Origin of the sequence: Paenibacillus illinoisensis NBRC 15959 (genome assembly GCF_004000925.1) — a bacterium.
Lineage (GTDB): Bacteria > Bacillota > Bacilli > Paenibacillales > Paenibacillaceae > Paenibacillus > Paenibacillus illinoisensis.
The window spans coordinates 305,337-325,474 of the sequence record NZ_BIME01000001.1 but is presented as its reverse complement, the minus strand read 5'-3'; the positions used below and the strand labels follow the sequence as shown (position 1 = coordinate 325,474).

Sequence of the window (20,138 nt, the reverse complement as noted above, 5' to 3'; positions counted from 1 at the left end):
GGCGCTAACAAGCACCCAGTAAACTGTAAGCGCTTTAATTATTCCCGGCCGGGGATTCTTTCTCTACGAATTCATGTTACAACAATCATGAAGGAGGCGAATGATCTTGGGAAAAAGCAGGTTCTGGAAGATAGGCGCCGCTGCCGCATTGCTCATATCGATACTGCCAACGAGCACTGGTATGGCCGCAGCAGCACTCACGGAAGTACCTTATGCCATGGATTCTAGCAATCAGGCGGGATGGTGGACGCCGCTTGAGACCTATGGCACGGGAAATGAGTATGCCTACTTGGCTTACAACGGACCGGGAGGCTCAGAGAACACACATACGGTAAATATCGCAAGACGGGATGGATCGGGAGCGTGGTCCAACATTCCGGTGATGAATGGCAGTACTGTTGCCCAGTACAGCGATGACATTGGGCACAACCAACCTTCCATAGCCCGCGACGGCAGCGGTCGATTTCATGTCTTTGCCTCCATGCACAACGATAGCTGGCGTTACTTCAGGTCGGATACCGTAGGAGGCGCCCCGCAAAATCATTCTTCCGATATGCCTGCCTTCTCTACGTTTAAGGGGACATATCCCGTGTTGACAACGGCACCAAATGGTGATGTCTATCTTCTGATCCGATCAAGCGATGATACGACAGGATATCGTCCTGGAATTTTGTATCGCTGGAACAATGCCCAGTCCAGCTGGAGCCAAGTGGCGATCGTCGGTGCGAACGCGGGTCGTTCATTCTATCCCAATGATCTGGTTTTCGATGCGCAAGGCGACTTACACATCCTGTTTGAATGGTCTACTTTTGTTTCGAGCGCACTCCGTCATGATTTGTCTTACGTAAAATACAGACCTTCAACAGGTACTTTCTATAAAGCAGATGGCAGTGTCATAGCTTCACCCGTATCGCTAAGTAATGTGGATATTGTCCAGCCGTTTGCTCCAACCGAGGCCTATGTCAAGGATGGAGGCGATCCAGGGGGACCGGGAATCCAAAGCGCCAAACTGGCTGTAGATTCAGCAGGCAATCCGAAGATTGTCTACCGTTACCGTGAGGAAGGAAGCACGAACTTCTCCGTGAAATATGCTTCTTATGATGCAGGTGGATGGACGCAGCAGACCGTATATAATGCCACGGCAACAAGAGCGGGAATTGATATTACGTGGACGGGGTCAGAAGTTCGGGTCTATTATGCGAAATATAGTGGCACCGACCGTGCATATATGGCGGTTCCGGACGGCAATGGCGGATGGACCCAAACGTCGATTGCTCCAGGCAAGCCGATTGAGAGGCTCAGTGTTGAGCGCAATGCCAATGGTGTCGACATTCTGTACCTGGTGGATATCACCAATCGCAAGCTGTATTACGGCAGAAACTAATCTGCTTATCGAATTCTGAAAAATACCCCTGGAGAGTCAGCCGCATCCACAGTGCGGAAACTCTTCGGGGGTGTTTTTTTGGATCATATTCATATATTAATAGAGTTCAGAATTTGAGATTTCATAATTACAAGAAATGATATAAATTTCTAGTAGATCCAAAACATTACCAAATTGAGACAGCAAATTCGGAACAAGGAGGCTGGTATCCAGACATATTTTCCAGAGTTAACAGCTTGATCGCATTCCATCACATCCAATAGGAGGGATCCCATGCTTTATACGATTATTGTGCCAGTTAACCAGGACTATAACATTCTGAACCTGTTCACCGATTCACTGCTTCGGACGGTAAGCCCGTCCACACAGATTATCTTCATCAATGATGGCTCCGGCTCGGCAGTCTTTCAACATCTGGAGAGACTGAAGCAGGAAGTTCGGGAAGGGGTAACGATTGAAATTCTGCAGCATGATTTTCCACTAGGTTGCGCGGTATCCATTAACAGTGCACTGCGGCGAGCTGAGGGAGATTATATTTTCTTCCTGGATTCCGATACGATTTTACAGCCGGATTGGCAGTCCATGATGAGAGAGACGCTGGATAGCGATATTACCATCGGCATGATTGGCGGTGTGCTGCTGTATCCGCAAACCGGGGGCGTGCAGCACTGCGGTATTGCTTTTGCGGACACCATCGGCAGACACCTTTTCTTGAATGCATCCCCTGAGGATATTCCGAAAGAGACGTTCTCGGTGCAGCTGGTTGTATTCGCCATGTTCGGTATGAAGCGGGAAGTCTACGAGACGATCGGTACCCTGGATGAGAAATTCTTCAATGGATACGAGGATTTTGATTACCAGATGCGCGCACGTGCAGCCGGATATGATACGGTCATTAACCCGAACATTCGCGCTTATCACTGGGAGCGCAGCAGCGGCATTCATCGGAATTTCAACCGGAAAAACAATCTGGCCCGCTTCTGGAAAAAGTGGGGTAGTGAGATCGAGGCTGATGTTTGGCCGTTTGTGTTCAGCCACTTGAAAGAACAGTTGAATAACCAACCCGAGCACCAACATCTGCCGATCGTCGGCATTGATCTCGCTGAAGTACGCAGTGATGCCGATACGTTCTGGACCAAGCTTGAGGAAGCTGAGATTGCACCTATTACAGAGGTACGTGATTATTCCAACCGCTTCAATTCGAACGGGGCCATCTGGCTGCCGCAGGTACTGGGCAAGGAACTCATTCACAGTGAAAACCGGTTGCTGTTTTTGGTAGACAATTTCGCCCGTTTGCTGGAAAACCGGTACTGGATCGAGATGAGACATGCGCACCGGGCCAAGGATCTGATTATCGATTTGTATGGCAATGTCATTACGATGGATCGCATCTATGATGGCTGCTGGCCTGGAACCAAGGTTCGTTAACCATTAAACCAAGTGTACAGGGAGGTACTATAGGTGAAATCAAAAGAGAGCATGCTGGACCGTGCCGTAAGGTTTACCCGGAATCTGGAGTGGCTTGCGCACGTCGAAAAGGTTATTCCGAGCGGATGCAGTACACTTGCCAAAGCGCCTGAACGGTTGTTTCCAGGCTACACGCCCGTGTGTTGTGCGGAAGCACGGAATTCCCGCTTTATCGATATTGATGGGAATGAATGGCTGGATTGCGAGATGGCCATGGGTACCGCTCCTTGGGGACATGCACGGCATGAAGTTCAATTAACCGTCATTCATCAGTTGAAAAAAGGGACAAGCTATTCCATTCCGGCTGACATTGAACTGGAGTGTGCTGACTTGATCCTCCAGCGGTTTGGTGGGCGATATCCTTCACTGCGGTTCACGAAGAGCGGTGCGGATGCTGTCAGTGGAGCCGTACGTCTGGCTAGGGCAGGAAGCGGCAAAAGCAAAGTGATTGCAACAGCCTATCACGGGTGGCATGACTGGTCAGCCTATGGTTATTATGGTCGGGAAACGAAAGAGCGCGGTATACCAGTAGATATTGAACGTACAACGATCTGGGTGGACAAGCCTTCACCAGAGCGAATTGAAGCTCAGATCACAGCGTCACCCGAAGACATCGCATGCATTGTGCTTTGTCCCAATGAATGGAAGCGTGAACAGCTGGAGCAAGTCGTTTCCCTCTGCCGATCATTGGATATCATTGTGATTTTTGATGAAGTCACTTCGGGCATTCGTATGGGCAAGCAGGCCACAGCAGGAGAGTATGACATCTGGCCGGATCTGCTGTGTATCTCCAAAGGAATGGCGAACGGACTGCCCCTCGCTGCCGTGATGGGACCCCAGCATTTGATGTCCTTGGCAGGACAAGTCAAATTCAGCAATGCGCATTCCAGTGAGACCACTGCACTTGCAGCAGCCATCGCATGTGAACGATTGATGCAAGCTGCAAAGGTATGGCCAAGCTGGAGGGATGCCACCATCCGAATCATGGATCTGATCGAGGCAGAACTTGTGCTTCTTGGGCTGACGGACCAATTGGCCTTGAAGGGTACCTATGCAAGCTTCTACATTCACTCAATTACCGAGGATAACTTCCAATCGGATCCCTTCCGTGAGTTTATCGTAAAGAAAATGGCACACTTCGGCATTTTCACCAAAGGATACTTTATTTTCTCGGATGCCCATACTCGAGAAGAATTGCTATGGGTGGAAGAAGCACTCTTGCAGACCCTTTCGGACTGGAAAGAGCTGCGTAAACAGGAGCATCTTGCTCGATAACGTGTTCGAAAACGTTTATAACTTCATCCCTACAGGGAATCGACTAGGAGGAATCATCCATGAAAGCACTCGTATATCAGGATCATAAACAGGTAGCGTTACTTGATGTTGAACAACCAAGCATCCAGAAACCGAACCAGGTTAAAGTCAAAATTTATGGTTCAGGCATCTGCGGCACGGATCTGAACATTGTCAAAGGCAAAGTCCCGGCAAACAAGGGAACGATTATCGGCCATGAAGGCGTGGGTACGGTTGTGGAGGTCGGCCCTGAAGTCCGTGGATTTAAGGTGGGGGACCGCGTTCTGATTGATCCCACTCAATCCTGTGGAACCTGCTCCTACTGCCGCGAAGGATTGTTCATCTATTGCGAAAACTTCGATGACTATCAGGTAGGCATGACCACGCACGGAACATTTGCGGAATATTACGTGGGAGATGAGAAATATATCTACCCAATTCCGGATTCCATGAGCTGGGAGACAGCGATGATGATTGAGCCGCTTGGTTGTGTGCTGCAGACGTTTATGAAAGCAGGGGTTAAGCCAAGTGATTCGGTGCTCGTTCTGGGTTCAGGCGCTATTGGTTCCCTGTGTCAGCTCGTAAGCAAACGATTGGCACGGCTCACCGTTGGCACTGAAGTAGATCCGTACCGCAAAGAGTTTGCTTCAGGCATTGCTGATCATGTGTTCTATCCTCAGGAACTGACTCTCGATAATGTATATAAAATCAATAACAACAAAAAGTTCGACATCGTAGTCGATGCGGTAGGGAATCAGCTTCATGTTGGATTTGAGATGATTGCCAAAGGGGGAAGAATCATTCCCATGGGCTATGACGACAGCTATAAGGTGACATTCAAATCAACGGATGTTATTAATGATGGAATCAGCATTATTGGCGCCGTAGCCGTACATTCGATGATTAGTACGGCATTGAAATTCGCGCAAAGCATTCCGGAACTGGAACGCATGGTGACAGCCAAGGAGTTGCTGTCTGATTACGAGGAGGCATTCAACGGTACAGTGGGGTATCATCTGCGTACCGGGGAGCCCCTGCCGATGAATTCCGTCAAAACAGCTCTCATTTTATAGCAGTATAGAAGTCTCGGGATTGCCGCTGCGATGCATAACCATCCGCAGCGGCAAGGTCCGCAGAAAGAGGGGGATGTGGAGTGAAGCTGCTTCAGGATTTGCCGAGAAACCCACGGTATTCCATTTTACTTGAACCGGTATGGGCCATCCCGGGCACAATTGTCCTGTTTTATGCTCCTTTATATATGAAGGAAGCCGGACTTTCGGACATCGAAATCGGTTTGATCAATTCGGTAAATCTATATTTTGCCTTTATATTTCAATTGTTTGCCGGTTCAATTACGAACAAGCTGGGCCGGAAACGGACGACGCTGATCTTTGATCTGGTTGCGTGGAGTATTCCGATGTTCATCTGGGCGTTTTCTCATAATTTCTGGCTGTTTCTAATTGCTTATCTTCTGAATGCCACCTCAAAATTCGTGACGGTATCCTTCAACTGTCTGATCATTGAGGATGTCGAGGAACATAAGCGATCCAGAGTGTTCGGCATTCTTAACATGATTATCACGGCAGCGGGGGTATTAACGCCGATTGCCGGCGTAGTTATTGCCGATGTTGGTATTGTGCCAACGCTGGCCAGCATCTATTTCGTCGGAGGAATTCTGATGACCGCGATGTTCTTCATTCGCAACCGGTATACCGATGAAACCGAGGTTGGAAAAGAGCTGATGGGCATGCATAGTCAAACGAGGGTGCTGCACAGTCTTGCTTCAAGTTTGCGACTGTTCGGCAGATCGTTTTATAAACGAAGACTTTTTCCGATCATATTGATTACCGTGCTTTCCAATCTGATTCTGCAGCTGAACTTTTTTCAGGTCATCTTCTTCAAGGAACAGCTCAAGTTTGATGATCGTGTGATTTCGTTTATCCCGGTAGTGACGGCATTAACAGTCATGCTGCTGTATCTGGTCATCATTCCACGCCTGAAACAACGATCAGAGGAGAAGTATGTAGGGTTTTCCATCATATTAAGTACAATCGGAGCCGTGCTGTTTCTGTTGATACCTGTTGGAAACATAGCGATGCTGTTCCTGACCCTGATTGTGCTTGCAGCTGGTAATTTTATTTTGCAGACGTACCGGGATTCCCTGCTCATGAACAGACTGGGCACACATGAAAAAGCCGATATGTTCTCTGCCGTACAGACGGTTATGACACTCACTGCCATTCCATCAGGTTACCTAACAGGGTTGCTGTACCATCATCATCCCGTACTTTTGTTCAGCGTCATTCTTGCACTGTACGTTATCCTGATGGTCATTATGTTATTCCTGCCTGATCCACAGAAACATACCCAAGTGATCGAAACTTACAAAAATATGTAGGAGAAGGGGTTTTCTGTATATCGGAAGAATATGTAATACAGAAAACAAACTTGGGAGGTTACGAGATGTCTAACGTATTTGCAACAGAAAAGCGAAGCCAAATGAAGTGGATGAATGAACCTGTAAACTGGTCCTACACAGAAGAGGGTGTACTTATTGTGGAGGCTCAGGCAGATACAGACTTTTTCCAGGACCCCGCGGGCATTAACGTCCGTGCATCCGCACCATTTCTGGCGATCCCTGTTCCAGGTGATTTTGAACTGACCACCCAATTAACCGTGGACATGAAACACCAGTATGACTCCGGATGTCTGATGGTCATGGCAGATGAACGCAACTGGTGCAAGCTTTGTTTTGAGTATGACGGGAATGCGGCAACCATTGTATCGGTGGTTACCCGGGACGGTTCATCTGATGATTGCAATTCGGTTGAAGTTCCCGTACCCGATCCATACCTGCGCATTCGCAAGGTGGAGGGCTGCTTTTCATTTTTTTATTCACCTGATGGGAAAGAGTGGAAACTAATTCGCTACTTCGGCATGCCGCTTCAGGGGGAGATTCAGGCTGGCGTGGTTGCACAGTCACCAACGGGAACAGGTTGTACCTGCCGCTTTTTGTCGTTGGAAGTTACAAGCCCTGACTTGACTGCACGCTTCTAAGCCGTTTCCCCTGCCGATTAATGGAGGGAGAAGAGGTTAATGATAAAAGCCTTTATATTGGATTTTGACGGACTGATCCTGGACACGGAGACGCCCTGGTATTATGCCTTCCGGGATATTTACCAGGAGCATGGAATTGAACTGGGACTGGATCTCTGGTCCAAAAATGTGGGAACGGATTTCGAAGAGTTTCATCCGTTTCTGTACTTGGAACAGGCACTGCAAAAATCGATTGATCATGATCAGATCAAGCTGTTATCGGAACAGAAATATACATCTTACCTGGGACAGGCAACGATCCTGCCAGGAGTGCACGAATTACTTCAGTCAGCCCGAGAGAAAGGGATTCAGCTTGCCGTCGCTTCAAGCTCCACGCGCGATTGGGTGCATGGTTATTTGCACAAGCTGGGTATATTCGAACAATTTGCCGTCATTCACACGGCTGAGGATGTCAAGCGGGTCAAGCCAGATCCGGAATTATATCTTCTGGCTCTGCACAGTCTGGGAATTGAGGCTTCGGAAGCGGTTGTTTTTGAAGATTCGCCTAATGGGCTAAAAGCAGCCAAGGCTGCGGGGATTCGCTGTGTCATTGTGCCGAACGAGGTAACTCGTGATCTGGAGTTCCAGCTGCATGATCTGCGGTTATCCTCGCTGGCTGAGATCGATGTGGACATTCTCTAACCCAGGTATTGCTTGCGTAACTCAATCGGAGAGATTCCTTCGTATTTCTTGAATACGGAACCAAAGTAACTGGCACTGTTGAAACCGACTGCTTTGGCAATATCATGAGCGGTAATGGCATCATTCTGGATGAGCATTTCCTTGGCTTTCAGCAGACGATATCGTGTCAGGTACTCAAGTGGAGTCATTTGAAATTCTTTCTTGAATATCCGGTTTAAGTGCTGTTCGGTGACGTTCATCTGCTGGGCCAGCATGGAAAGCGAGATATCCTCATGATAATTCTGTTTGATAAAAGTAACGAGTCCGCCAAGCTTTAGGCGTGCATCGGAGCGTTCATAAGCACCATAACGATCTCCTTCGATCGTCAATCTGACCAAAAGCATGTAGAGCAATGCGGATACGTGCCAGATCTGATCCTTGTGCCGGGACTGCAGCGCCAGTGTTATTTCATGCAGCAGGATATGAAGCATTCCATCCGGCTTGAAGGCGCGCAGCTCCCCGATCTGCAAGGTATGCAGGAAACGGGGCAACAAATAGCCATTAAACGTAAGACAATCAAACAACAATGAATCACTCAGATTGTGATAACGATAGGTAACTTCAGGGAACATAATAAGAGCAGTTCCTTCACGGATCAGGAATTCATGATTCTTGGCTGCGATACGCCCGGTTCCTCCGATGCATTGTACAATGGTGTAATCCCGTGAATGGTCGCTCCAATGCTTGAATTCATCAGCATTCATCTGGATCTGCCCTGTAATCATTAGTGGCATATCGGCATCCAGCGGATTCTCCATGCTAGGTTTCGGCATCGTTGAGTTATTCCTCTTTTCGTTAAAGGATCTTGTGCATTAATGGCGCGGATACAGCGTTAAAAGAAACCTAATTAGGATTATATTACATAATTAACATTATTTTAAACGACACGATTGCAACATTGAAACAGAGATCGAAAACCTTTTAGTTTGGCGTACTGAAATGGGCATCTCTTGCTAATCGGATGCGAAACAGTATACGCTATAATGGAAGCAGTGATAGAGGAAAGGGATGCAAGCATGAAGAAAGTCATCGTAGTAGGATCAGGAATACTGGGGGCTTCGACAGCCTATCAATTAGCAAAAAGGGGTGCGGAAGTCATCCTTGTGGATCGTGGTGATATCGGACAAGCTACGGATGCTGCCGCAGGTATCATCTGCCCGTGGTTGTCGCAAAGGCGTAATCAGGATTGGTACCAGCTTGCCAAGGCCGGTGCACGCTTTTACCCCGGACTCATTGAAGAACTGCAAAGCGAGGGAGAATCCGAAACCGGATATGCCCGAGTGGGGGCATTGAGTATTCATTCGGATATCGAAAAGATCGGCAAAATGGAGGAGCGTGCTCATCTTCGAAGAGCAGATGCACCGGAAGTTGGGGATATTACAAGGCTTAACGAAGAAGAAACGCATGCACGGTTTCCGTTGTTGGATCAACAATATCATTCGGTATACATTAGCGGCGCAGCGCGCATAGATGGTCGTGCCCTGCGAGATGCCTTAATTCGATCCGCGCAGCGGAATGGAGCCGTCCTCATTCATGGGGATGCTGCTCTTTTATTCGATTCTGAGCGGGTAACAGGAGTGTTGGTTGATCGTGAGCGTTTCCTGGCGGATGAAGTGATCGTATGTGCCGGTGCATGGGCCAATTCGATCATGAAGCCTTTGGGTATTCACTTTAAGGTTCATTACCAAAAAGCACAAATTATGCATTTGCAGGTATCCGATCAGGAAGAGACAGGAAGTTGGCCTGTAGTTATGCCACCTTCTGATCAATATCTTTTGGCTTTTGGCGAGCACAAAATCGTGATCGGAGCCACACATGAGAATGAAATTGAAGGTTACGATACCAGAATCACGCCGGGCGGTATGCAGGAAATTTTGAATAAAGGACTGGAGCTCGCACCAGGTTTGTCGAACAGCACGTTTCAGGAGGTAAGAGTTGGATTCCGGCCGTTCACGCCAGGTTTTCTTCCGGTAATGGGATCTGTTCCTGGATGGAAGGGACTGATCACAGCCAACGGACTTGGTGCTTCAGGCTTAACGATGGGCCCCTTTATCGGCAGCCAGTTAGCGAAGCTGGCTCTGAATCAGGAGCTGGATATTGATATTCAGCCATATGATCTTGCCAAAGCGATGGATGCATTCTAAAAAGGAAAAGTGGAGGTGAACCATGACCTATTCACAGCGATTAACCCAAGCTAGCTCGTCCGATATATCCTATCTGGAGTATCAGATCGGTGCAGCGGAGGAGGAATTGAAACAAACCGAAGGGCAGCAGATCATATACGAGTCTGAACTGAATCAGCTCAGGACGTCTCTTGAGAATGAATCAAGTTCCATTTCACCACGGGACACCGACAGGGAGCTAAAACTGCAGATTCAAATAGCCGAAGTGAAGAGTCGTATGGAAGCAATCCGTACACGGCTAATTCAATTGCAGGATGATATGGAGAAGTTGGCAGATTGAGAGGTCCTTACCTAATGAATAAACGAAAACAACTGCTATTGGACACGGCACTTATGCTTTTTGAGAAAAATGGCGTGTCTAATACAACGATCCAGATGATTCTTGATCATTCAGGTGTATCGAAAGGCACATTTTATAAATTTTTCAGTTCAAAGGATGATTGTGTTCTTGCGATCCTTGAGCAGCGAATCCAGGAAGATATGATGATTCGTCAGGAACTCGAGGCACAAAATCATAACTCTGACTTTGACTTGCTGGTAGAACAGATCGTGGTCCCGATGATATCCCCGGACAAACAGCGAGTGGTTGAGTTGTTCTGGACAGGATTTTATTCAGGGGAATTTGATGTTGAAAATCTCACACGAATCCAGTTGAACTGGCTTGCTGGACGACTTGTGCAGTTATTTGGTGAAGAGGTAAGGCCGTATGCCTGCGAAGGGGCCATTTTTTGTTTCGGGATGGTTCACCAGATCTCGAATACGTGGAGAAACTTCCATCTGAACCAGCCTCACTGGAGAGCACTTGTGCCGAAGCTTCTGAACTATACCGAGGTTCTTCTTAGAAACATGGTGGACAAGCAGGAGCATATGATTGATGCAGCAAATCTGGCTGTTATCGATCCTGAATTCAAGCAGACTGTACCGGATAAGCAACATCTGCTTGCTGAGCTGGAGAAGTTCAATCGATCTATTCAGAAATCGCACGTATCCATCCAGGCCAAAGAATTAACCCAAGGACTATGGTCCCTGTTTCGGGAAGATACGCTTAATTTTTCAATGCTGAGGATTACATTAACAGCCTTTCAAGCTGCTTTTGATTCCGGATCTGAACAGGTGCAATCCAGAACGATTGCTCAGTCATGCTGGTGGTTTATTGAAATGAATGGAATGATCAAGACTGCAAAATAGCTGGTAAACAACACATCAAACTACTTAATATACGAATCGTATAATTTAAACCCTCTTATATAGAGGGTTTTTTAATTTAGTTCAAATGGTTTATATTATAAAATAGACGAATTGTATAAAATTTAACTAGGTGCTGAACTGTCAATTCATGTACCGAAGAAGGAGGAGTGGCCTTTACGATATTCCAAGCAAGAACCTTTGACACGACTAGCATTCAAACAAAAAATATTCCAGGAGGTGGCGTCAGCATGTACAAAGAAGTGATTCGAGTTGAGGATATCACCAAATTTCAATCCAGATCCGAGGAGTTTTTTCCCATCCAATGGTATCAAAAAATGTTGTCCGAAAGCCCAGTGCACTACCATGAGGATACCGATACCTGGAATGTATTCAGGTATGATGATGTTAAACAGGTTCTAAGCAATCATGAATATTTTTCCGCTGAGGGAACCCGAACAACCATAGCTGTTGGGGCGAAAAACAAGGAAGGCACACCCCCGGACAAATTAAACATTTCAAGTATTGACCCGCCAAGACATCAAAAAAGCCGCTCATTGTTATCTGCAGCCTTTACACCCCGCAGTCTCAAAAACTGGGAACCTCGAATACGCAATATTGCGAAGCAGCTGGTGGACGACCTTGAGTTTAATGCAACTATAGATATCGTCGAGAAGCTTGCCGCTCCATTGCCTGCCATGGTCATGGCGGACTTGCTCGGGATTCCGCTGACGGACAGCCACCGGTTTAAGAGCTGGGTGGACATCCTGTTCCAACCTACCACTGAAGAGAACGCACAAGAAAGTGAAATAAAGAAACAGGCTGCTGCTCAGGAGTATTATCAATTTCTGTATCCACTTGTAGTGAAGAAGCGGGAGAATCCCGGAGAAGATATTATTACCGATTTGTTGAATGTCGACGTTGAGGGAGAGAAATTTACGGAAGATGAAGTCGTTCGGACAACGATGCTCCTGCTTGGTGCTGGCATAGAAACGACAAGCCATATGGTTTCAAGCACATTTTATTCTTTTTTGTACGACGAGGGGAATCTATACAGCCAGTTAAGACAGAACCCGGAACTGGTTCCGCTTGCTGTGGAAGAAATGCTACGATACCGATTCCATAATGCGAAAAGACATCGAACCGTCAAGAAGGACAACCAGCTGCTTGGTGTTGATCTGAAAAAAGGGGATGTCGTCATCTCCTGGATGAGCGCGGCGAATATGGACGAGCGAATGTTCGATAACCCGTTTGAAATTGACATTCACCGTCGCAACAATAAAAAACATCTCACTTTTGGCAATGGTCCGCACTTTTGTCTCGGGGCACCGCTGGCAAGAATGGAGCTAACTCTTGTATTAACTGCCTTTGTGGAGAAGGTTGATCGTATCGAAGCTGTGGACACGTTTGAACTTGAACAAAATCTGTCCACTTCTGCTCCAGGACAGTCTTTGACGCATTTACCGCTGAAGATGTTCGAATAAGGCAAGGCTAATGATAATTCAAGTGAAAAGCGACAGACAGGACATGAAGTTCGTCCTGATCTGCCGCTTTTTTTGTTTGCTATCATTCCCAATTTAGTTCGAATTCATGGAAACTTTCTGTCTAACAGGCATTTTGACTTCTTCTTCGGTTGCCTGCTTCGTACGTTTGATGAAGAAGGAAAGTGCGAGCCCTACTACCGCTATGCCGATAATAACGACATAAGCGTCGTTGATTCCCTGAATCATGGATTCCATCGCCAATTGTTCCCGGGACAAGCCGTTCGCAGCACCACTTGCGATCATATCCTGTACATGTGTCGATGTACGACTGGTCATGACACTCACGAGCAATGAAGTACCGACCGCGCCAGCGACTTGTCTGACCGTATTGGAGATGGCTGTACCATGAGGACCGAGTCTTGGTGGCAGCTGGTTCAGACCTGCTGTTTGAATTGGCATCATGAGCAGAGCCATACCAATCCGGCGTCCAGTAGACATCAGAACCAAGTAAGTGTAGCTGGTCGAATCGGTCAGATCGATAAAGCCAATCGTCGTTACGATTGTGATTACCATACCGATGATGGCAAGCCATTTCGCTCCGAAGCGGTCGAATAAACGTCCGGTTACCGGCATCAGGAATCCCATGACGAGAGCGCCTGGAAGCAGCAATAATCCGGATTCAAGTGCGGTGTAACCACGTGCATTTTGAAGATACAGAGGCAGCAGCATCATGTCTGCATACATGATCATCGTAATTGCGATATTAATGATCGTGGTCAAGGAGAACATATTATACTTGAACGCACGAAGGTCGAGCAGCGGGGTTGCAGAAACGAGCTGACGCCAAGTGAACAAGGCGAGGGCCACGATTCCTGCCGCAAGACAGATGAGCACTTCCGCACTGGACCATCCCAGGCTTCCTGCGCGGCTGAAACCATACAGCAGTGCACCAAAACCAATGGTCGATAATGTGACACTAAGCGTATCGAATTTGGTGTCAATGCGCTCCGATACATTTTTCAGATAGATAAATGCACATCCGATAACAATGACCGTCAATGGGATCATGCCGTAAAACATCGTTTGCCACGAATAGTTCTCGAGCACGTATCCAGCGAGGGTAGGCCCGATTGCCGGGGCGAAAATGACTGCGAAGCCGACCATCCCCATGGCAGCTCCTCGTTTCTCAGGGGAGAACAATGTGAGAATGACATGCATCAGCAGCGGCATGATAATACCTGCTCCAGCAGCCTGCACCATACGACCTGTAAGCAGTGTACCGAAGTTGGTGGCTAATGCCGATATGATCGTACCGATCAAGAAAATGAACATGGAAGCCTGAAAGAGCTGCCTTGTCGAGAAGCGCTGCATGAAATACGCAGTAATTGGAATAAGTACTCCATTTACCAGCATGTAGCCGGTGGTTAGCCATTGCGCAGTTGTAGCGGAGATATTGAAATCACCCATCAACTCCGGAGTGGCAACACTCATTAGGGTTTGATTCAATGTGGCCAGAAATGCACCCAGAATCATGACAAACAGTATGGGACCTTTTTTGATGTTTTTCTCATCATCTAATCGAGCCTGACGCAAGTCCATTCCATCCTTTCAATCTACACGTGACTAAATTTACAACGTGTTGTATAGTTTACATTGTATTTATTGAATTATATACATATTCCCGCAGATTACAATTTACACTTCTGGCTATTTTCGTTGCTTATTTTACAGAATCAATAAATTTGTAGCTTATTTAGAAAAAAAACGACTCATTATTTAAAATTGTAATTTTCTCAAATTGAAGGAGTGAATAGAATGAAAAACGATAACAAGTCCGCTACCGATCCGCGAATACTCCGGACAAGGCAGCTCATCCGGGATGCCTTCGTAGATCTGCTGCAGGAAGTGGATATCGAAAAATTAACGGTGAACCGGATTGCCGAACGTGCAACCATTAACCGGGTAACCTTCTATCTTCATTATCGTGATATTACGGATATGATGGAGAAGATGGCGGACGAGATGAATGAACATATTGAACGGATCGTAGATCAGTATCACCGGTTTGACAATAATGAGACAGAGGAGGCCTGGCCGGTTCTGGTGAAAGTGCTTGAGCATTTTGCCGATCATCCCAAATTCTATCGGGTGGTGCTCGCATCCAAACGTACGCCTATTTTCACTGAACGGTTGTTGAAATTGTTAACCAGACTCATTACAGAGAAAATAGAAAAGTTGGAAATGGAAAGTGTGTTTGCACAGGCAGGCATCCATAAGGAAATTGCGATTTGGTACAGCTCTTCGGCACTGATCGGAACCATTGTGGCTTGGCTTCGTAATGACATGCCTTATGCCCCACATTTTCTGGCCAAACAATTCTCATTGATTCGCTCGTATTCGTACAAAGGACTCATGTAAAAAAAACAACAAAGAATGGATGTGAGACGCATGAACATCATCATATTTGGAGCGACTGGAAGAACGGGCAAGGAGCTGCTGCTGAGTGCACTTGATGAAGGGCATACCGTAACTGCTTTTGTCCGCAATCCTTCCAAACTGGGCATTTCTGATCCGAAATTAAAGGTTGTACAGGGAGAAGTAACCCAGTATACGGATGTCGATCATGTCCTGAAAAAAGAAAAATTTGACGCAGTCTTTTCGGTGCTTGGTGCGAAGAGCATGTTCAAAAGAGATCTCGTTCTTATCGATGCCCTGAAAAACATCATCCAGGCGATGGAAAACAACATAGCAGGCAAATTGATTCATGTGTCGTTTATTGGTACTCACAAAGAGACCGGTAAGCTCGGTTTCTTATATAAATATGTCATCCCGAACGTCATGACCAATCTGCTTCGCGATCACCTGGACAAGGACAACCTCGTAACCAGCAGCAAGCTGAATTGGATACTCGTTCAACCTCCCATGCTCACTATGGATCGTTATAATGGAAAGTATATTCACGAAGCGGAGATCCACCCGGACAAGTCTCGGAAACTCAAGCTGTCGCGAGCCAATTTGGCTGATTTTATGCTTAAACATGTGAACGATAGCACGTATGATCGTAAAGCCGTCTTGGTTACAGAGTAGGTCATCCCGGACACCATTACAAGACCGCCCATGGGCGGTTTTTTTCAAATGACAAAATGCTAGAAGGCGAGGAGGGAACGTTTTGCTAATAGATTCTATCCAACATAAACGTCTGATTGAGTTCATGAAGTCACTTCCCCTGAAACAGAGGTACACAAAAGCGGATCTGTTAATTAATGATCTGAAATTGGGAGCAGCAGGAAACATTGAGATGTACTATTCTCCGCATAATGACTATATCAATTCCTCCGCCAAAGTCATGCTTGTTGGCATTACACCCGGTTGGCAGCAGATGGAGATTGCTTATCGCACAGCTATCCAAGCCTTGAAGCATCAGGCAACCTACGAAACAGCCTGTCAGGAAGCAAAGTTTGCTGCCAGAATGGCTGGAGTCATGCGAACAAACGTAATCCAAATGCTTCAGGAGATAGGCCTGCATCAATTTTTAAATGTACGTCATGTGAGTATGCTTTTTGATTCGGAGTGCTCGCTTCTGCACACCACTTCCCTGATTCGGTATCCAATCTTAGTGAAGCAGCAAAATTATACGGGACATCAACCTGCCATTACCCACAATCCTTTTCTATATGATGCTGTACTTGGGTCTTTTCTGCCTGAGTGGAGTCAACTGGACGAACCCTTAGTTATTCCGCTTGGGAAGTCAGTTGAAGCTGTGCTTCGTCAATTGCTTGAGGAGAAACGAATACGTGAGACAAGGATATTATGGGGCTTCCCCCATCCGTCCGGTGCTAACGGTTATCGGCTCAAACAATTTCAACAGAACAAGGCAGACATGCAATATAGATTGAGCAACCTCCATACAACTTCTCCTGCCTATGAAAAGCAATGAGAGTCTCCAGCAGCAGTCTGGATAAACATCACACAGGGGGTCAACCAAGTAAATTAATAGTATAATGGTTAAGACTACTTAGATTGCATTGGAGGAAAAGGAGAAGCACATGCCGACAATACTTGTTGCTGACGATGATGCGAACATTCGCGAACTTGTCTGTTTATTTTTGAAAAATGACGGATTCACCACGGTAGAAGCTGCAGATGGCAAGGAGGCCTTGGCCGTGTATGCATCGACACCTGTGGATCTGGTTGTGCTAGACATTATGATGCCAGTTATGGATGGTTGGACATTATGCAAGGAACTGCGCAGGGCAAGTCCTGACCTTCCCTTGCTTATGTTGACTGCACGAGGTGAAACATGGGAGAAGGTCAAGGGTTTTGAACTGGGAACAGATGATTATCTGACCAAGCCGTTTGATCCGCTGGAATTGACGGTTCGCGTTAGAGCACTGCTGAAGCGCTACCGGATCGGTTCAACACAAACGATTCAGCTGGGCAAGCTCATATTAGATAAGCAAACCTATAAAATCATGAATGGCACGGAATCTCTTACGCTGCCGCTGAAGGAATTCGAGCTTCTATACAAACTTGCGGGAACACCTGGACAGGTGTATACGCGAGAACAACTGATCGATCAAATTTGGGGAATTGATTATGCCGGAGATGATCGAACGATTGATGTACATATTAAACGCTTGCGGGAAAGATTTATGGCTTCAACGGATTTTCGAATTGAAACAGTTCGTGGTCTTGGTTATCGGCTTGAGGTTTACGAGTGATGAGATCTTTATATATCCGTGTGGTCCTTACCTTCCTGGTCTCCGTCATCGCAGGAACCGTTATTTCTTTTTTTATGTCTACCTGGATTTTTGAAGATCAACTGAACGAGAATGCTCACATCAACATACGCAACTTCGGCCAAGATGTCGTGCAGATCTACGAAACCCTTCCGCCGGAGGAAGCGGAGTCTTTCGTAAGTGGAATGAAGCAACTCGATTCTTACTATATTCGAATTTATGAAGCAACAGGTCAGTTCCAATCTTATGGAAAGGGTAACCAACATAAGTCTGTTGCGGTAACAAAAGAACAGCTTAAAAAGGTAATAGATGGAGGTGTTGTTCAGGATACGCCAAACGGTATAGCCACAGTTCTTCTGGGCTTGCCTATCAAGACGGACATGGGAACAAAAGCGATGTTCCTGGAAACACTTTCACCGCCTGCCGCTTCTTTTGTGGCCAAATGGGCATTGATCTTCGCAACCTCCTCGTTGATTACAGGAAGTTTGCTGATTCTGGTTGCCTCTATATTTCTGGTGAGACCGATCAAAAAGTTGACCAAAGCGACCAAACGGATTGCAGCTGGCGATTTCAGCGTTAAGCTGAATATCAAGCAAACGAGTGAACTGGGGACATTGGCTCGCAGCTTCGAAGAGATGATGCACGATTTGCAGCACCTGGAGCAGATGCGTAGGGAATTTGTAACTAATGTGTCGCATGAGGTTCAATCTCCTCTTACTTCGATATCAGGTTACGCTCAAGCTATCAAGCAAGTTAATCTCACAGATCACGAGCGAAGTCGTTATCTTGACATTATTATCTCTGAGGCCAAGCGGATGTCCAAAATGAGTGATAACCTGCTTAAACTGAGCATGCTGGAATCTCAGTCACAGCAGCTGCGGCTACTTACGTTTAGCCTGGATGAACAGATCAGACGGGTGATTGTGGCGCTCCAACCACAATGGTCTGCTCGTAACATTCATTTTGAGCTTGATCTAGAGGACGTTAAAGTCATGGCTGACCATGATCAGTTGAATCAGGTATGGACGAATATCCTCAGTAATGGCATCAAATTTTCTGAAGATGGCGGAGTGATTACCGTCAGCATGATCCGGGATATCAAGAACGTGACTGTCCATATATCCGACACGGGCATAGGTATTCCCCTGAAAGATCAGAAGCGTATATTCGAGCGCTTTTTCAAGGCGGATCGTTCCCACAGCCGTAAGTATGATGGTAGCGGTATGGGACTTGCCATCGTCAAACAGATTATATCGCTTCATCAAGGTGACATTCAGGTGGAAAGTGAACCAGGGCAAGGAACCACCTTTATTGTCACTCTACCAATCTCTACACCAAGCGATAGTTAGATTTATAGAATGTCCATCCGTTGCCCCAATAAAGCTTCACCATGCTGCGGCTAACGTACAAGTACTCTTGTATGTGGCCGTAGCATTTTTTTGTTTGGTTCATACTCCGTTCATATTGACGTCACGGTAAGGACATTTTGGTTAGTTAGACTTGCTATAGCGGCTTGCTTGGCAGTGGACAAATTATGATAGGAGAAGATGATATGTCACATCAATGGAAAAAGAAAACGAGGAAGGAATTGAAGATAAGGAAAGTGCGAAACATTCTACTTAAAATTATAGCTGCAATCGCGATCGCCATAGTTCTTTTTCTATCCATTGTTTATATCACGAATGTAACTAGCCGTAATTCAGAGGCGAAAAAGATAGAATCTTACGGTCAGCACGTATCTGTAGACGGGAAAAATATGAATGTGTTCATTCAAGGCGAAGGCAAGGAAACGATTGTGCTTCTGCCAGGTTATGGAACAGCTGCCCCAGCGCTTGATTTCAAGTTACTTATTGATGAATTATCTCCTTATTACAAAGTTGTTGCTGTTGAGCCATTCGGTTATGGATTAAGTGATGAAACTGAAAAAGAAAGAACCACAGAGAATATCGTAAGTGAAGTTCATGAAGTTCTGCAACAACTTGATATTCATCAGTACATGCTCATGGGTCACTCTATTGCAGGCATTTACAGCATTGATTATGTGAACAAATATCCCGATGAGGTGACTGCTTTTGTCGGTATTGACAGTAGTGTTTCCACCCAACCGAGTATTACAGATGCGAAGTTCCCATTAAAAACGTTTGCTCTTCTTAGAAATACAGGTCTTTTAAGATTAATGATGAAAGTGAGTGCAGACCCCTATGAGGGACTGGCATTTGATGATCACATGGTTGAGCAGATGAAAATGATCTCGAATAAAAACATGTATAATCCCACGTCATTAAACGAGATGGAGCATATTTATTCCAATTTTAAAGGTGCTCAAGGTTTAACCTTCCCTGAAGATCTTCCACTTCTTCTCTTTGTACAAGCAAATAATGAAGAGGTAGAAGGATGGATCCCGCTGCATGAAGGACAGATCAAAAATTCGGTACATGGGAAAGTAATTACAATGGATGGTTCACATTATTTACATCATACTCAATTCAAAAAAATTGCTGAAGACGTTAGAGCTTTTATGAACGAAGCGAAGTAAATGTGGTGTAGACGTACACTCTTTAACTTAACAAGTGTGTATGAACGAATATGAGAAATCGTCCTACGGGGCGGCTTTTCCATAATATAT

At 46.2% G+C, this 20,138-nt stretch carries 19 protein-coding genes; 17 read left to right on the top strand and 2 right to left on the bottom strand.

Translation table 11 applies throughout. The annotated features are described in order from the left end of the window. The first annotated feature begins 106 nt into the window (after positions 1 to 106). The 7 genes from PIL01S_RS01350 to PIL01S_RS01320 all read left to right on the top strand — a co-directional run bounded on the left by PIL01S_RS01350 (position 107) and on the right by PIL01S_RS01320 (position 7,882). The gene (locus tag PIL01S_RS01350) at positions 107 to 1,384 is read left to right on the top strand and encodes a BNR-4 repeat-containing protein (protein WP_218029802.1); all 1,278 of its coding nucleotides are present in this window, start codon (positions 107 to 109) and stop codon (positions 1,382 to 1,384) included. 273 nt (positions 1,385 to 1,657) lie between these two features. Then, positions 1,658 to 2,812, top strand: a complete 1,155-nt coding sequence (locus PIL01S_RS01345) for a glycosyltransferase family 2 protein (protein WP_127535924.1) — start codon at positions 1,658 to 1,660, stop codon at positions 2,810 to 2,812. A 33-nt stretch (positions 2,813 to 2,845) separates the two neighbouring features. Then, on the top strand, positions 2,846 to 4,126 hold the full coding sequence (locus PIL01S_RS01340; RefSeq protein ID WP_127535923.1) for an aminotransferase class III-fold pyridoxal phosphate-dependent enzyme: 1,281 nt from the start codon (positions 2,846 to 2,848) through the stop codon (positions 4,124 to 4,126). A 59-nt stretch (positions 4,127 to 4,185) separates the two neighbouring features. Further along, positions 4,186 to 5,217: a zinc-dependent alcohol dehydrogenase gene (locus PIL01S_RS01335; protein ID WP_127535922.1), complete on the top strand. Its 1,032-nt coding sequence runs from the start codon at positions 4,186 to 4,188 to the stop codon at positions 5,215 to 5,217. An 80-nt stretch (positions 5,218 to 5,297) separates the two neighbouring features. Then, the gene (locus PIL01S_RS01330) at positions 5,298 to 6,542 is read left to right on the top strand and encodes an MFS transporter (protein ID WP_127535921.1); all 1,245 of its coding nucleotides are present in this window, start codon (positions 5,298 to 5,300) and stop codon (positions 6,540 to 6,542) included. A 65-nt stretch (positions 6,543 to 6,607) separates the two neighbouring features. Continuing rightward, complete coding sequence (locus PIL01S_RS01325) at positions 6,608 to 7,201, top strand: DUF1349 domain-containing protein (RefSeq protein WP_127535920.1); 594 nt, start codon at positions 6,608 to 6,610, stop codon at positions 7,199 to 7,201. Between the two features lie 39 nt (positions 7,202 to 7,240). Next, on the top strand, positions 7,241 to 7,882 hold the full coding sequence (locus tag PIL01S_RS01320) for an HAD family hydrolase (protein ID WP_127535919.1): 642 nt from the start codon (positions 7,241 to 7,243) through the stop codon (positions 7,880 to 7,882). Here PIL01S_RS01320 and PIL01S_RS01315 read toward each other — a convergent pair. After that, a complete protein-coding gene (locus tag PIL01S_RS01315) occupies positions 7,879 to 8,694 on the bottom strand; it encodes an AraC family transcriptional regulator (RefSeq protein WP_127535918.1) in 816 nt (271 codons plus the stop codon). The two genes, PIL01S_RS01320 and PIL01S_RS01315, sit on opposite strands and share 4 nt — an antisense overlap. 243 nt (positions 8,695 to 8,937) lie before the next feature. Here PIL01S_RS01315 and PIL01S_RS01310 point away from each other — a divergent pair, with 243 nt between their 5' ends. The 4 genes from PIL01S_RS01310 (at position 8,938) to PIL01S_RS01295 (ending at position 12,773) form a co-directional block, all read left to right on the top strand. Further along, the gene (locus PIL01S_RS01310) at positions 8,938 to 10,065 is read left to right on the top strand and encodes an NAD(P)/FAD-dependent oxidoreductase (RefSeq protein ID WP_127535917.1); all 1,128 of its coding nucleotides are present in this window, start codon (positions 8,938 to 8,940) and stop codon (positions 10,063 to 10,065) included. Between the two features lie 22 nt (positions 10,066 to 10,087). Further along, the gene (locus PIL01S_RS01305; RefSeq protein WP_127535916.1) at positions 10,088 to 10,384 is read left to right on the top strand and encodes a hypothetical protein; all 297 of its coding nucleotides are present in this window, start codon (positions 10,088 to 10,090) and stop codon (positions 10,382 to 10,384) included. Between the two features lie 14 nt (positions 10,385 to 10,398). Next, positions 10,399 to 11,292, top strand: a complete 894-nt coding sequence (locus PIL01S_RS01300) for a TetR/AcrR family transcriptional regulator (protein ID WP_127535915.1) — start codon at positions 10,399 to 10,401, stop codon at positions 11,290 to 11,292. A gap of 248 nt (positions 11,293 to 11,540) precedes the next feature. Beyond that, positions 11,541 to 12,773, top strand: coding sequence for a cytochrome P450 (locus PIL01S_RS01295; RefSeq protein WP_127535914.1), 1,233 nt, complete (start codon positions 11,541 to 11,543; stop codon positions 12,771 to 12,773). Positions 12,774 to 12,866: 93 nt separating this feature from the next. On the opposite strand, the gene PIL01S_RS01290 is transcribed toward PIL01S_RS01295, so the two are convergent. After that, positions 12,867 to 14,372, bottom strand: a complete 1,506-nt coding sequence (locus tag PIL01S_RS01290) for a DHA2 family efflux MFS transporter permease subunit (RefSeq protein ID WP_127535913.1) — start codon at positions 14,370 to 14,372, stop codon at positions 12,867 to 12,869. Positions 14,373 to 14,588: 216 nt separating this feature from the next. On the opposite strand from PIL01S_RS01290, the gene PIL01S_RS01285 reads away from it, so the two are divergent. From PIL01S_RS01285 to PIL01S_RS01260, 6 genes are all read left to right on the top strand, one after another. Further along, on the top strand, positions 14,589 to 15,191 hold the full coding sequence (locus PIL01S_RS01285) for a TetR/AcrR family transcriptional regulator (protein WP_127535912.1): 603 nt from the start codon (positions 14,589 to 14,591) through the stop codon (positions 15,189 to 15,191). A gap of 30 nt (positions 15,192 to 15,221) precedes the next feature. Beyond that, complete coding sequence (locus PIL01S_RS01280) at positions 15,222 to 15,860, top strand: NAD(P)-dependent oxidoreductase (protein ID WP_164764146.1); 639 nt, start codon at positions 15,222 to 15,224, stop codon at positions 15,858 to 15,860. Between the two features lie 82 nt (positions 15,861 to 15,942). Beyond that, positions 15,943 to 16,710 (top strand): hypothetical protein, encoded by a 768-nt coding sequence (locus tag PIL01S_RS01275; protein WP_246058058.1) that lies wholly within the window; start codon positions 15,943 to 15,945, stop codon positions 16,708 to 16,710. A gap of 109 nt (positions 16,711 to 16,819) precedes the next feature. After that, a complete protein-coding gene (locus PIL01S_RS01270; RefSeq protein WP_127535910.1) occupies positions 16,820 to 17,494 on the top strand; it encodes a response regulator transcription factor in 675 nt (224 codons plus the stop codon). Next, complete coding sequence (locus PIL01S_RS01265; RefSeq protein ID WP_127535909.1) at positions 17,491 to 18,861, top strand: sensor histidine kinase; 1,371 nt, start codon at positions 17,491 to 17,493, stop codon at positions 18,859 to 18,861. Before PIL01S_RS01270 ends, PIL01S_RS01265 begins: the two co-directional genes overlap by 4 nt. A gap of 203 nt (positions 18,862 to 19,064) precedes the next feature. Beyond that, positions 19,065 to 20,048, top strand: coding sequence for an alpha/beta hydrolase (locus PIL01S_RS01260; RefSeq protein WP_127535908.1), 984 nt, complete (start codon positions 19,065 to 19,067; stop codon positions 20,046 to 20,048). Positions 20,049 to 20,138: the final 90 nt, after the last annotated feature.

Coding starts and splice junctions, on each gene's coding strand:
- PIL01S_RS01345 (WP_127535924.1), top strand. CDS start 1,658: ATGCTTTATACGATTATTGTGCCAGTTAACCAGGACTATAACATTCTG.
- PIL01S_RS01335 (WP_127535922.1), top strand. CDS start 4,186: ATGAAAGCACTCGTATATCAGGATCATAAACAGGTAGCGTTACTTGAT.
- PIL01S_RS01325 (WP_127535920.1), top strand. CDS start 6,608: ATGTCTAACGTATTTGCAACAGAAAAGCGAAGCCAAATGAAGTGGATG.
- PIL01S_RS01320 (WP_127535919.1), top strand. CDS start 7,241: ATGATAAAAGCCTTTATATTGGATTTTGACGGACTGATCCTGGACACG.
- PIL01S_RS01315 (WP_127535918.1), bottom strand. CDS start 8,694: ATGCCGAAACCTAGCATGGAGAATCCGCTGGATGCCGATATGCCACTA.
- PIL01S_RS01310 (WP_127535917.1), top strand. CDS start 8,938: ATGAAGAAAGTCATCGTAGTAGGATCAGGAATACTGGGGGCTTCGACA.
- PIL01S_RS01305 (WP_127535916.1), top strand. CDS start 10,088: ATGACCTATTCACAGCGATTAACCCAAGCTAGCTCGTCCGATATATCC.
- PIL01S_RS01300 (WP_127535915.1), top strand. CDS start 10,399: ATGAATAAACGAAAACAACTGCTATTGGACACGGCACTTATGCTTTTT.
- PIL01S_RS01295 (WP_127535914.1), top strand. CDS start 11,541: ATGTACAAAGAAGTGATTCGAGTTGAGGATATCACCAAATTTCAATCC.
- PIL01S_RS01290 (WP_127535913.1), bottom strand. CDS start 14,372: ATGGACTTGCGTCAGGCTCGATTAGATGATGAGAAAAACATCAAAAAA.
- PIL01S_RS01285 (WP_127535912.1), top strand. CDS start 14,589: ATGAAAAACGATAACAAGTCCGCTACCGATCCGCGAATACTCCGGACA.
- PIL01S_RS01280 (WP_164764146.1), top strand. CDS start 15,222: ATGAACATCATCATATTTGGAGCGACTGGAAGAACGGGCAAGGAGCTG.
- PIL01S_RS01270 (WP_127535910.1), top strand. CDS start 16,820: ATGCCGACAATACTTGTTGCTGACGATGATGCGAACATTCGCGAACTT.
- PIL01S_RS01260 (WP_127535908.1), top strand. CDS start 19,065: ATGTCACATCAATGGAAAAAGAAAACGAGGAAGGAATTGAAGATAAGG.